This is a genomic window from Salinivibrio sp. VGrn1 (assembly GCF_009377995.1).
In the GTDB taxonomy this organism is placed as follows: domain Bacteria; phylum Pseudomonadota; class Gammaproteobacteria; order Enterobacterales; family Vibrionaceae; genus Salinivibrio; species Salinivibrio siamensis.
Genome location: NZ_SATA01000001.1, coordinates 374,879 through 388,074 on the forward strand (window position 1 = coordinate 374,879; position 13,196 = coordinate 388,074).

Below are 13,196 nucleotides of genomic sequence, written 5' to 3' on the forward strand. Positions count from 1 at the left end.
TTTTTATTCCCGATAAGCACCCAGTTGTGGATGCCAACACCAAGTGATATTTTGGCCTTCCCGCTCAGCCGCGAGACGTATTTCGCCCAAGTGCTGGCTCGCTTTTTTTACCGGCCATCCCAGTTGGTCAGCAAAGTGCTGATAAACCGCTTCAGGATCAACGTCAAACCACCAATGGCAACCGGCTGCTAGCGATATATCGACGGGTTTAAAGCGATATGAGTGATCGGCGTATTGGTAGGGATAACGTGAGGTATCTAACTGCTGCCAAGCCAGTGTGTCATCGTCGTTATAAGCCAACACAAAGCTTTCTTGGGGCTGGCTGTGACGAAACGGAGTACGCCGGATCAGTTCGCCGCTCCAGCTAGCATGTTTTCCGGGGTAACGTAGTCCAGCGGCTTGACTGATCAGTGTTTCATTCCACCAAAGCTCGGCTTCCTTGCCAGTTCGGAAAAAATCAGACTGATATTTTTCCCCGCCCGTCAACTCCAACGTAAAGCGCAACGCACGGTGTTCCTGTACGCCCCAGTGGCTCACCGGCTTAGCCGCTCTTTTTGCCGACGAAGCAAATATAAATGCAGATTTTTCCAGCTTAGGGATTTCCTGAATACGCGGCGTAGCGGAAATTGCAGTCAGCCCTTCATCAAGCGTGACCTTGTAACCTTTTTCAAGCGGGATAGCAGCGCTTTCAAAGCCTGGCTTACAATAAGCGGGATGCCTGCCTTTTAACCCACGGACGTTCTGCTCGAGCACATGAATATTGGCGGTCGCCGGCGCTTGCTGGCGGTGACGTTGTACCCGCCCCGCCAACTGAATTAAGGCACGCATTGAACTCGGCTCGGCAATGGCCCAGTCGTAATCGTGATCGCGTCCGACTTCCACCACCGCCGTGCCCACCACCACAAACATTAAATGGTTGGCATCACAGTGTTCAATGGCATCGCGAATCTCTGGCTGCTCGAAAATCGCCGCTTCATCATGGCGATTTAACGCCGCATCGAGGCGGCTCTCTCGATAAGACCGCAGCGCCAGCGGAAACTGTGAGTGGTACGGGCAAACAAAGAGCGCATGATCCGGATCTGGCGAGATTTGCACCAGCGCGCGGGTCAGCGCGACCATAGGGTTTATATTGGCCATGCGCACCACGCCTATCGACACTGTTTTGCCGGATGCATGAGTTTGGTGATGCGCATGGTGCAGCTGATGAATATGGGTATGGATAAGTTGCGCTAGCGGCCCAAAATCGAGATGAGATTCGCTGGACTTAGAGGGAACAGCCAAAGAGGTAATCGCGGAGGTGTCTACCGCCTTCCCTTTGCGTAGCACCTGTTGCTCGCCCTCTAATCGCTTAACGCGTTTTGCGACAAAGTCGCGGTGGTAAGTCACGTAACCGGTTTTACTCGTCACCGTCTGGATCTCGCTGGTAAACTCATCAAACCAGCCGCAAATCACAGGCGCATCGTCAGCCTCATGCGTCGAAGCGTTGTCGCCAAACTGGGCATGATTAAACTGCGCCCTGCCCGCACGATAGGCATCAAACAAGCTTTTTACTAACGAAGGCGGCAAGGTCGCCGATGACAGCAGCACTCGCGATCCCAACATGCCTGCCCAATTTACCAAGCGGCACAGCGCCGGTAAGTCTTCAAGACCAAAATCATCGGGCTCATCAAGCACTAAGTCGGTACTGAGCAAACGCAACATAGGCGCAATTTGATGGCCGCCGCGCAGGCTTTCAGTGGCGGGCATCAGATGATCAATCGTGCTCACCAACACCGGCGCACTTACCAATTTCTCCAGCTTAGGCTGACTACTTAGCCAGTGTTTCAACCGGCCATCGTATATTTGCCCTTCGTAGCTAATAAACAGTTGCTTGAGAAAGTCTTCGGTAGATTCACTGCCGCCGGAAGACTGATGTGACGTATTTTGCGCCTCGTGCAAGCGCTGGATTGCTTGCGAGCCAACGAGCACAGCCAACTCATCATCGCCAAGTTTTAGCAAGTCGCGATACGCGTCGCCGGTTTGCAAGGTAAGTGTTCTCAGCCCCAGCGCCACCGAGAAACGGCACCCCTGCCAAGGGTCCGATAACGCATACATAATGCGCGCGTTGGCGATGGTTTTCCCGCAGCCTGTGGACGCCATATTAATGCCGAAAAATCCCTGTGTTTCCGACTGAGTAGCGATAGTTTTGGTTTTCCGATAAGCGATATCTTGCCAGCGATACTTTTCTTGTTCGGCGCCTTGGCTAAAACGGCGGTGCTGAGCAATCGCCGGCATTGTCCATTTAAGTGAGGGTAAATTCTCTGCAAAGCGTCTCGCATTAATGGCCACACCGATATTGTGCTCATCTAACTGTTGTTTAGGCGGCGCGTTTTTGCGTTTGCCTTGAGACGGGTCTGTATTAGCAATCGGCACGTAATGGCGATCGCGCCATTTGGGCTTGGATTTCTCCAGTGGCAGTGACGAGTAATAATGATCCGCTAGCATTAATGATAAACGTGCCATATGGCTGAGAAACCGCTGCGATAACCAATCAACTTGTCCATGAGCGCTCCACGGATATTGGCGGGCACGCTGGGCCAATTGACACGCTTTGTGTTGCCAAGGCTGGCTTAAAAACGGGGTGCCATCAGGAAACCGCCAGTTATCGGCAAGTGCTTGCGGGTCATATTTACCAAGGTTAAGCGCGTTGGGCGCATTCCAGTGGCTGCCAAAGCAACGGCTCAGCCATTGGTCGATTTGCGAGAGTTCAACTGGCGCGTTGTCGGCATCATAGTTCACGGGCAACCGATGATGCGAGACAATAAGCCAAGCCACGATACGTGCAAATGGCGATAAGTGATCAAAGACCGGTTGATAGTCGTCTGTTTCAGTAAACAGTCGCGCCAGTATCGCAGCTTCATGCTCAACGGCGGTTTCAGGCGTAAGCTCGCTAAGCTCATCAAGCCATTGCTGATCCGCCTTGCCTTTGACAAACGCCTCGAATAAACGCAACGACACCCACTCATGGCGATACGGTTCACCTTGGTGTACTGTTTGGCCGCGAAGCTTTTGCTGAAACAACGCATTGGCTTTCCCAAAATCATGAAACAATCCCGCCATGGCCGTTGCCAGTACAATCACCTCATTAAGCTGCCAGCCCTGCTCCCATTCTTTGTGGCTAAAGTCCAGCTCAGTACGATTAACCGGCACATTGCCTTCTAAGTTAAATTTGCGGCGATTACCCACAATCCACACGAGTTGGCTATGAGTTCTCGAACGAATCCAATGACAACTGACCGCGGTGCTGCGGCTGGCGGTTTTGCTCAGCATTTTTCGCACCGTATTTAAGCCATCTTCGGTGATCAATGTTTGCCAGGTGTTGTCACCAATTCGGTTGGCAAAGGCATCAAGCACGCGGCGGGTTTTCTTCAGTGCCTTTTTCTCGCACTGAGAAATAAAGGTCACCATCATCGTTGCGGCTCCGTCATCTCATCGTCGGAATCATCTTGCAGCGCAATGGCTTTGATGGTGTTGAACATAAAGTCCATCGCTTTGTGTTCAATAAAGGCTTGCAGAACTTGCTGGCGAAACTCTTGTTCGGTGGCGTTTTCTTTAGCGCATATAAACGCCCAAGGCAGCACGGTGGCATCTTTGATTAAGTCCGCGGCATCAAACACCAGCGCGCCGCGACGGGTTTTGCCATGCATCACCGCAAATCCGTGCGGGATCCCAAGCACCCATAGACAACTCGCCGCCAAGCCATAAGCTAGGTAGTTGCCATGATTTAAAAAGCGGTTGGCGAGATCGTCCGCCTCATGCTGACGTTTAAAACCGTTTTTTTGAGTACGGTTCGCCGCGTGTTTGTAAAGCGCTTTGGTGAGCTGCGCTTCGGTAAGCAATAAATCCGCCGGCTTGCTGGCTTTGTCAGTTCGCTCCACAAAGGTATCGAGTGCGCCGGCCAATTCGGCCACATCAAACCCTTCAAGCTTGAGCTCACGGCTCGCTTGCCAGACCTGCTTTAAGTAACTCAGGCGTGCCAGCTGAAAAGTTCGCGCAGCGTCCAATCGCTTTTGATCATCAAACCAAAATGACAACCACCCTTGCAGATATTCAGTAGGTCGATACTCGCTTTGCGGTGTAAACCACTCAACCTCAGTTGCCATATGCAGTGGTGTACCGCCACCTCCGCAGAAGCCAACCAGCACGCCCGCTTGCGAGAGCATACGCATCGCCGCTTGAGTGATTGATGTGCCAGTCCCGAGCAACAACACCGTGGTATTGGCAATGGGGATATTAAAGTAGAGGTTTTCGCGTTTCGCCTCCGCCAAGTACAACACACGCCCATCTTTTTGCATCACACGGCAATGCTCGAGGTAGTACATATTGGCGCGTTTAGAATGAAGGATGGTTTTAAGATCCGAGGGCGAGAGATCGTCCATGGGTGTCCCTTTCGTGATTGTCCGAGTGACCAAGCAGATCACTCACAAGCATTTGAAAGGTAACAAAAATAGCAACGCATGCCCGTGAAACAAGGCACAGTTTAGGGTTTGAAGGAAGATCGCATTCTGATGTCTGTGCGATTGTTATGCGAACCAGATAATACTAATCAGCCAAGATTGCCCGAGATTACTCGGTATGATAAGTGGATTTTGACCCATAAAAAATTATCATATATGATAAAAAGAAGTAAGAGATGAACTGGAACATTGTTTTTTACCCAGGCGTGGAAGAGAGCATTCTCAACATGCCTCCTAAGATTCAAGCGCGAATGCTCAAGCTGCTTGAACTAATAGAAAAACATGGCGCAAACTTAGGTCCTCCTCACACAGAATCAATAGGTAACGGCCTGTTTGAAATTCGTGCCAAAGCAAAAGAAGGGATCGGACGCAGTCTATTCTGCTATTTAGACGGCCCCAACATCTATGTCCTTCATGCATTTGTGAAGAAAAGCCAAAAGACACCAAAGAACGACTTAGCATTGGCAACAGGGCGTATGAAAGAGGTGAAAAGTGAATAGCCTACAAGCACTAAAAGCGAAAGCATTGCAAAAACCAGACGTGAAACAAGCATACGATGAATTGACGCCTGAGTTTGAGTTGATCGATATGTTACTCAGTATGCGTAAGCAGGCCGGGCTAACTCAACAGCAGGTTGCAGAACGTATGGGGACGAAAGAAGGCAATATTTCTCGACTTGAAAAAGGGAAAGGTAATCCAACCCTTAAAACCCTGCTTAGCTATGCAAAAGCATGCAATTGCAAGCTTAACTTTGGCTATAAACATGCGTCAAATTGACGTATATGGTCATTGCTAGTCATACGCTTTTATTGACCTTTAACCATCCCCTTCTTCCTCGATGCCACAACCACTAACAATGAACTGACATAAAAAACAATTATTTTCAGTGTCTAAGCTGCCTGTGCGGCAGTGAACATAGCAAAGAATTTGAAGGAAGATCGCATTAGTAGTGCGTATGTCAGTAGTTATCAATCACAATGTGCGCACTAACCAATAGTGAAATGGTTAATAATGTCCATTTCTTTATGAGGAACACCAATGATATCAATTGCATGGCGTCGGATAAGATAAAAGACAAGATGTTGTCCTTCAGGAAAGCAATAGTATCCGTCTTCAATGTCTGTTCTATGCTGGCCTAGTTGCGGGTTCTCTGCTAGCCAGTTAAACCGCGCAGCTAGACGCTTTAGATAAGTGTTACGCTGCGCCTTTCCCCATTTCCGCTCAGTATAACGACCAATATTTTTAAGATCATCACGTGCTCTGGGCGTAATACGAACCTGCTTTTTTGTTTGGCTCGCCGTCAAGATTCTGCGTCCAAGTCGTTAATCAGTTCATCCATTGAAAAGTCATCGACAAACGTATCACTGGCTGCCTGTTGAGCCCCCTCATCAAGATGTGCGCGCAACACATCCAGTTTGGTTTTGCGTTCCTCAAGCGTGCGTAATGCATCACGAACAACCTCGCTAGCAGAGCCGTACCGGCCACTTGCTACCTCGTTTTTAATAAACACTTCCCAGTGCTCCCCTAAGCTTAAACTTGTTGTTGCCATAACTATCGCACTTATTCATAAATATGAATAATGAATATAGCGCTTTTTGTAAGTGACTCCCAACTTTTTGACTCATATTGATTCAGCCGAACAACGTTGGATTTACAGCAGCACACATAAGACTTCTCATTCAATCCTTTCTAAGCTGCCTGTGCGTAGGTCGGAGAAGCGCTAACTCGATCGTACAAGCTAGGTGTGATTTGCACCGCGCGCAGTGCAACTGGCGCCTCCGACATTGAGGCCAACGATTAACCTCGATCGTGACAGGCGCCCGTCGGCAATGTGCATCTATCCAACACCGTGCTGGGGCTTGTGTCACCTACGCCAATGGTATTATCGGGCCAAAAGTGGCTATTCCGATAACCAATGTACGCCAATGGCACCGCCGATATTAAAATGGTGTGTAGGTCGGACAAGCGCCAGTGCGATGTCTGTCATGTATTACCCAAGCGGACTGCGCGCCTCCGACATTAAGGCCAACGATTAACCTCGATCGTGAAAGGCGCCCGTTGGCAATGTCCCCTATCCAACATAGTGTTGGGGCTTGTGTCACCTACGCTGCCTGTGCGGCAGTGAACCGAACATCACACGGTACTACGCTGCGACTGAATTTCTAAGCTGCCTATGCGGCAGTGAACGTGATGTGTTCTTCTATGTCATTCGCGCTAACTTTCTAAGCTGCCTATGCGGCAGTGAACATGACGTCGAGCGGAGCAAAGCTGATACCGTTTTTCTAAGCTGCCTATGCGGCAGTGAACGTTCAGCATGATGCCGATGGTGATTTTCACTGTTTCTAAGCTGCCTATGCGGCAGTGAACAAGCACAACCTTCAGGATTTTTTTACGTTGCTTTTCTAAGCTGCCTATGCGGCAGTGAACCTCAATGTCTGAGTGCCTGTGTGATTTGAGCGTTTCTAAGCTGCCTATGCGGCAGTGAACACAAGCAAGTGGCCAAAGGAGTGAAACCGCTATTTCTAAGCTGCCTATGCGGCAGTGAACTGCATAGTCCTGCATCAGTGCAAACAGTTTGCTTTCTAAGCTGCCTATGCGGCAGTGAACGTCTTTGTTGAACACGTAAGGCGTGACGCGCATTTCTAAGCTGCCTATGCGGCAGTGAACGCCTGTTCCGCTTTCTGCCGCACTTCTTCATATTTCTAAGCTGCCTATGCGGCAGTGAACCTTAACTTGATCGCGCACTTGCTGACACTAGATTTCTAAGCTGCCTATGCGGCAGTGAACTTTTTTGCGTGTTTTTCGGTGTTTAGTGTTCCTTTCTAAGCTGCCTATGCGGCAGTGAACGCTTCAAAACTGTGTTTAGTTTCTGCGACTGATTTCTAAGCTGCCTATGCGGCAGTGAACTGACGGCAGGCTTTTCACGGCCACGGCTGGGATTTCTAAGCTGCCTATGCGGCAGTGAACAATAGAATAACTTAATAGTCGTCAGTGACAACAGGCTGTTAGGATAAAAATGGCCTTTTACCCTTGTTTAAAAGGGGATTCCGTAACTATCTGTATTTATTGTTTATTTTTAAATAGTCAAAAAATAAGGGTAAGAAGGCGCCGATTTAGCGCCCGGTTTGGCTGGATCATGAATCAATGGTGAAGTTCTCGTGCAGGGCTTTCCAATGATCACGCAGCATCGCTTTGTGCTCCGTTAACATCGGTAATTGCTTAAGTTGATTTGGCCACATATTTCGCGCCAGGTTGATCGTATCCAATAGGTGCGGTTTGATCATTTGCCACGGCACACCCACATCTTGCGACCAGCGTTCGAAATGGCTCAAACCAATATCATACCAACGCTTGCTTTTCGCCATTTTCAACGCAATGTTGTCATATTCAATATAAGGCTGCGTAAAGACCACATCATAAAGCGGTGCTAAACGCGGCAACATGCGGTAGGGGTAACAGATCGTCCAATTTTTTAAGTGCGCATCGCCGTTCCCGAGCAAGATATTAATCAGCAGCCTGCGTGCCATTTGCTGTATGTCTTCTCGCCCATTAGCGCTCTCGCGATATAACACTTTTCCCAACTGCTCATAGTTCACTTTTTGATATTTATCTGAAGGATATAAGCCAAATACCTGTGCAAAATCCTCCGCATGTATTCGGCCGTCGGGTCCGCGATCAAAGCGTTGTATGCCATACGCAAGAGGCTCGTTTGGCAGCTGAATATTGGGTAAACCCTCTAACTCAACCACATTAATCAAACGTCTTTCGGGAACCACGGCGCCGGCCTGCGCAGCGAGCGTCATACATGTGAACTCGTTGAGAGGCACCCCTTTATGCACGGTTGAGGGCGTTTTTATGATCCATGAGTCTTCATTGGCGTCGTGATCAATATGGTATCGCCCATCACGGTGCGATGAAGAAAACTTCATTTGTACGCCGGCTAATGAGAATTTGCTATCAGCATGCTTAACATCAATCTGCTGCGGCGCGGTTGAAAGCCTTTGCGCCAATGCCCAACGCGGTAACTCGCCCGCTTTAATTGGCGTCGCCACAATAGCACCGGGCAGGTTTTTACCCATGTATGCCAGTATCGCGAATTCATTGTTTGTATGACACTGTAACGCCTTTGACACGACATCTCTTAATGCGCCTTCTGGGAGCAAGTTGGAGAGCACTGGCGGCAGTTTGTCCGTGCGAATTTGTGGTGTGCGTAAGTATTGCGGATCGCGACGTTGCCTCAACGAAAAGGTTAAACGCTCATGCTGAGAGGTGGCGATAAACGCCGGATTAAACGTGAGAATATTCTTCCCACCCGCGTAGTGGGTGACAATCGCTACGTCAACGCCATGCAGTTGAATGTTTAGTCCCTCAACCTTTTCACTGGTTTTGGTCATCGCTGCGCTCCGTCCCTAACCAAAAGTCGAGATCGTCGTTATCATCATCTTTATAACGATCGAAGTTTACCGGCTCATCGACAGTCTGAGACGTTTTGGGCGTAAGCGTTAATGTCAGGTCGAGCCCTTCGAGCACACGCAGCAAAGTCGATAGCCGGACATCACTCCCCGCCTCTACTCGCTGGTACTGCTGTTGTTTCATGCCAATACGCATGTACATGTCAGACTGCTCTAGTCCAAGTGACTTGCGACGCGCTTGCAATGCACGCGCGATATCTTTTAGTGACACCATCACACCCTCAAACAACTTTAATGTTGTACTACAGCCTATATACAACATATTAGTTGTCATTTAAGGAATTACAACATATTCATTGTTTAATAAGTCACAACATCAAGACTAGCATGGTGCATTTACATCGTTTGATATAAGCGCCAATCGAGCCAGGCGCCCGTTAGCAATGTCACCTATCCAACATAGTGCTGGGGCTTGTGTCACCTACGCTGTCTGTGCGTAGGTCGGACAAGCGCCATTGCAATGTCAGCCATCTATTACCCAAGCGGCCTGCGCGCCTCCGACATCGGCGCCAACGATTAATCTCGATCGTGACAGGCGCCCGTTGGCAATGTCCCCTATCCAACATAGTGCTGGGGCTTGTGTCACCTACGCTGCCTATGCGGCAGTGAACGGCGTGATCGCGCTCGATACCGCGGTTTCAACTTTTCTAAGCTGCCTGTGCGGCAGTGAACAGCATTCAGGTCGGTTTTAACCGTTGGCTTTATTTCTAAGCTGCCTGTGCGGCAGTGAACGGCTTGAGATTTGATTTCTACTATGTGGAAAATTTCTAAGCTGCCTGTGCGGCAGTGAACCCTGTTCGACCTAGACCCCGATGATTTGGATTTTTCTAAGCTGCCTGTGCGGCAGTGAACGAATAGATTGGTATTTCATGCGCCCGTGCGTCTTTCTAAGCTGCCTGTGCGGCAGTGAACACAACTAAAACGCGGTGAGGCGTGTTGCTGACTTTCTAAGCTGCCTGTACGGCAGTGAACAAACAATCCGAGGAATGAAGCAATTTGACTCATTTCTAAGCTGCCTATGCGGCAGAGAACAGCCGCTGGCGTTTCGCCCTCGGCTAGTTGCGTTTCTAAGCTGCCTATGCGGCAGTGAACACCGGCGTCTTGAATCTGCTTGATTTTTTGATTTTCTAAGCTGCCTATACGGCAGTGAACAACACCGCAAGCAATAAAAAACCCGCCCGAGCTTTCTAAGCTGCCTATACGGCAGTGAACCAAATCCGTGACGAAGTGCTGGCCCCTCGCAATTTCTAAGCTGCCTATACGGCAGTGAACCGGAATACAAGCGCACACAAAAAACGCTGGCATTTCTAAGCTGCCTATACGGCAGTGAACTTTGTGCTGGCTCTGGTGTGCGGTTATCTTCTTTTCTAAGCTGCCTGTGCGGCAGTGAACCATCATGGCTAACATCGACGGCCAGCCGAATTTTTCTAAGCTGCCTGTGCGTAGAGATACAAGGTCGGACAAGCGCCAGTGCAATGTCAGCCATCTATTATCCAAGCGGACTGCGCGCCTCCGACATCGGCGCCAACGATTAACCTCGATCGTGACAGGCGCCCGTTGGCAATGTCCCCTATCCAACATAGTGTTGGGGCTTGTGTCACCTACGCTGCCTGTGCGGCAGTGAACCATCGTACGCACGGACCTTTATCTCTTATCTATTTCTAAGCTGCCTGTGCGGCAGAGAACGCGACTTCCTGCAAGCGTTTCGCTTGCGCTTTTTTCTAAGCTGCCTGTGCGGCAGTGAACTACATCCTTGAGCGGTCTTTCCATAGCGATATTTTCTAAGCTGCCTGTGCGGCAGTGAACTCCGAGAATTGCGTCATCTTATCCGCAAATCCTTTCTAAGCTGCCTGTGCGGCAGTGAACGATAAACAAAAAGCACGTAACGAACACGGTTGTTTCTAAGCTGCCTGTGCGGCAGTGAACAAGTTGGCGACCTCGATTGCGTTACCGTTAGCTTTCTAAGCTGCCTGTGCGGCAGTGAACCTGATAGGTTTCCTTAAATGGCTCACCCTCGCTTTCTAAGCTGCCTGTGCGGCAGTGAACTGGCCATCTCGTCAATCGCCACAGGTGGCAGCTTTCTAAGCTGCCTGTGCGGCAGTGAACAGGTAGTATAGGATTTTTATCAACTCGCTTGATTTCTAAGCTGCCTGTGCGGCAGTGAACTTGACGGCGGCGGCGCTGGCCTCTGGCGTATTTTTCTAAGCTGCCTGTGCGGCAGTGAACAATAGAATAACGTAATAATAGCTCGGAACAACAGGCTGTTAGGATAAAAATGCTCTTTTACCCTTGTTTAAAATGGCCTTCCACAACTCTTTGTATTTAATGATTATTTTTAAACCTCCCCAAAAGAAGGGTTACAAAGGGGTTTTATGTATCCAACTTCAATGATCCGCGTTGCTCAACGTATACGTAATTATTAGTCCAATGCGAGGAGGAGACTATGCGACTGACTGAGCCTGGTGACGTAGACCGGATCATTGAAATGGCGTGGGAAGATAGGACCCCGTTTGAGGCGATTGAAGCACTCTATGGGCTACGCCAAGATGATGTGATTGCTTTAATGCGACGTGAATTAAAACCGCGTAGTTTCAAAGTATGGCGTGCGCGTACACGTGGTCGCAAAACCAAGCACACGGCCCTGCGTTCAAAGAGCGTGATGCGTAGCCATTGTAAGACACAATACAAGCTTAAAGCCGCCAAAAAGTGACCATGTTGACGATAAGTGACAGCATCACCGCATCGGAATATGGGTGAATACCGTCCCTACGCGGTATTAAACCAAAGTGACAGCCAATTTGTCACTTTCTTATAACACTCACCCACTCCGTCTCAAGCTCAACAGTTCCGTACTATAATCTTTATTTTCAATAACTTACCAAGTTAAACACCGACTAATCCAACCGGTTATCCACAGTTTCTGTTGATAGTAAACGCGGAACGATAAACTTAATTTTTACTTTATTATCAGAACTTTAAACACAAAAAACGTTTTTTTATAGAAAATTCTTGACGGCTGGGCGGATAAAGGTGCAATCCATACGGTTAACCGAGCCAGCGGCGTGCTACTTCCATCAATAACTTATCTTTAAAAGGGTGAGCCAATAATGTCACGCCATAAGGTGTGTTTTGATGCTCAAATAACGGGATAGTGAGCTGAGGTAAGCCACATACATCCGCCAGCGCCATGAGTCGTCGCTGGGATAAGTTAAACGCATCACCGTCTGACGCATCCGAATCACGAGGTAAAATGGCGCCCGGTGTGGATGGGATCAGTAATACTTTATCGCTCGGCCACATGGCACAAACGGTATCTCTCAACTGTTTGCGGGTTTTCTTCGCCTGATAATGCGCTTTGTAGTCGACAGCTTGTAAGCGGTCTAAATACTGTTGCGTTGAGGTGGGCAAATCAAGCTTGGCCTGTTTCAACCATGCGCCGTACATCAACAGAAACTCTTGGCTGGCAATTGACACCTGCGCATTTTCAAGCCGCGACAGCACCAGTTTGTTCATAGTCAACGTCGACTCTTGCGGTAAGCTTAAATGCTCAAGATGCTGGTAGACCTGCGCCATCGCTTCATCACTGTAGAATAACGCAAAAACCGCTTCGGCGATGACCACGCCTTGGATATTCGTCACGGCGGAGGACGGCTTGGCCACCAGCTCTTGGAACTGACTTAGCGGGCCAAGCGCCGCGCTGCACACACCCACATTATCAAAGGTTTCCGCGACAGAGATGATCCCCTGGGTATCGATAAGGCTTGGCGTGGGACGATATCCAAACAGTCCACAGTGTGCAGCAGGGATCCGTACGCCGCCAAATGCATCGTTACCAATGCCCAAATCCGCCAGCTTTTTTGCCACCGCCACCGCGATACCTGCGTTTGCCCCTCCGACGCGGTATTGGCGAAAGTGAGGATTGCGAAGCTCCGCATAAAACGGGTTAAAACCGGTAATACTGAAGCCTAAAGGATCCATTTGCAGCTGCCCAATCAAGCTGGCGCCCTGGGCCATCATGGTTTTGACAACCGCAGCGTCTTGGCTGGCGGCGGTGCGTCCCTCAGACCATGAGGGGATCCCGATACCAGCGACATGTTCCTCAACAGACACCGAGTGGGACACTGCCAGTTTATAACGCCGAAACACCCCATTTAGGCTATCTTGACGTGGTGGATCGAACGGGTGCGCAAACATCGCTTGATCGAGCATGTACACAGGCCTCATCAGT

Annotated in this window: 10 protein-coding genes and 3 CRISPR repeat arrays; of the genes, 3 read left to right on the top strand and 7 right to left on the bottom strand. The window is 49.5% G+C overall.

Features of this window, described 5'->3' with window-relative positions:
• Nucleotides 1-3: 3 nt before the first annotated feature.
• Nucleotides 4-3,450, bottom strand: a complete 3,447-nt coding sequence (cas3f, locus tag EHW56_RS01660; protein ID WP_152795403.1) for a type I-F CRISPR-associated helicase Cas3f — start codon at nucleotides 3,448-3,450, stop codon at nucleotides 4-6.
• The gene (gene cas1f, locus EHW56_RS01665) at nucleotides 3,447-4,418 is read right to left on the bottom strand and encodes a type I-F CRISPR-associated endonuclease Cas1f (protein ID WP_152795405.1); all 972 of its coding nucleotides are present in this window, start codon (nucleotides 4,416-4,418) and stop codon (nucleotides 3,447-3,449) included. Before cas1f ends, cas3f begins: the two co-directional genes overlap by 4 nt.
• 254 nt (nucleotides 4,419-4,672) lie before the next feature.
• Here cas1f and EHW56_RS01670 point away from each other — a divergent pair, with 254 nt between their 5' ends.
• Together EHW56_RS01670 and EHW56_RS01675 are read left to right on the top strand one after the other, a co-directional pair.
• Entirely contained in the window at nucleotides 4,673-4,996 is a 324-nt protein-coding gene (locus tag EHW56_RS01670) for a type II toxin-antitoxin system RelE/ParE family toxin (RefSeq protein ID WP_152795407.1), read from the top strand.
• Nucleotides 4,989-5,273, top strand: a complete 285-nt coding sequence (locus EHW56_RS01675) for a helix-turn-helix transcriptional regulator (RefSeq protein ID WP_172969947.1) — start codon at nucleotides 4,989-4,991, stop codon at nucleotides 5,271-5,273. Before EHW56_RS01670 ends, EHW56_RS01675 begins: the two co-directional genes overlap by 8 nt.
• Nucleotides 5,274-5,482: 209 nt before the next feature.
• On the opposite strand, the gene EHW56_RS01680 is transcribed toward EHW56_RS01675, so the two are convergent.
• From EHW56_RS01680 to EHW56_RS01695, 4 genes are all read right to left on the bottom strand, one after another.
• Nucleotides 5,483-5,800, bottom strand: a complete 318-nt coding sequence (locus tag EHW56_RS01680; RefSeq protein WP_152795409.1) for a type II toxin-antitoxin system RelE/ParE family toxin — start codon at nucleotides 5,798-5,800, stop codon at nucleotides 5,483-5,485.
• A complete protein-coding gene (locus EHW56_RS01685) occupies nucleotides 5,797-6,045 on the bottom strand; it encodes a type II toxin-antitoxin system ParD family antitoxin (RefSeq protein ID WP_152795411.1) in 249 nt (82 codons plus the stop codon). Before EHW56_RS01685 ends, EHW56_RS01680 begins: the two co-directional genes overlap by 4 nt.
• 550 nt (nucleotides 6,046-6,595) lie before the next feature.
• Nucleotides 6,596-7,463: a CRISPR direct-repeat array (repeat unit 28 nt; unit sequence TTTCTAAGCTGCCTATGCGGCAGTGAAC).
• Between the two features lie 167 nt (nucleotides 7,464-7,630).
• Nucleotides 7,631-8,890, bottom strand: a complete 1,260-nt coding sequence (locus EHW56_RS01690; RefSeq protein ID WP_152795413.1) for a type II toxin-antitoxin system HipA family toxin — start codon at nucleotides 8,888-8,890, stop codon at nucleotides 7,631-7,633.
• Entirely contained in the window at nucleotides 8,874-9,182 is a 309-nt protein-coding gene (locus tag EHW56_RS01695) for a helix-turn-helix domain-containing protein (protein ID WP_152795415.1), read from the bottom strand. Before EHW56_RS01695 ends, EHW56_RS01690 begins: the two co-directional genes overlap by 17 nt.
• Before the next feature lie 369 nt (nucleotides 9,183-9,551).
• Nucleotides 9,552-10,420: a CRISPR direct-repeat array (repeat unit 28 nt; unit sequence TTTCTAAGCTGCCTGTGCGGCAGTGAAC).
• Nucleotides 10,421-10,566: 146 nt separating this feature from the next.
• Nucleotides 10,567-11,194: direct repeats of the CRISPR family, unit length 28 nt; unit sequence TTTCTAAGCTGCCTGTGCGGCAGTGAAC.
• Between the two features lie 217 nt (nucleotides 11,195-11,411).
• Here EHW56_RS01695 and EHW56_RS01700 point away from each other — a divergent pair.
• Nucleotides 11,412-11,678 carry a TIGR03643 family protein gene (locus EHW56_RS01700; protein WP_046073170.1) on the top strand — a complete coding sequence of 89 codons (267 nt, stop codon included), beginning with the start codon at nucleotides 11,412-11,414 and terminating at the stop codon, nucleotides 11,676-11,678.
• 335 nt (nucleotides 11,679-12,013) lie between these two features.
• On the opposite strand, the gene EHW56_RS01705 is transcribed toward EHW56_RS01700, so the two are convergent.
• Nucleotides 12,014-13,177 carry an amidase family protein gene (locus tag EHW56_RS01705; protein WP_172970613.1) on the bottom strand — a complete coding sequence of 388 codons (1,164 nt, stop codon included), beginning with the start codon at nucleotides 13,175-13,177 and terminating at the stop codon, nucleotides 12,014-12,016.
• Between the last annotated feature and the right edge of the window lie 19 nt (nucleotides 13,178-13,196).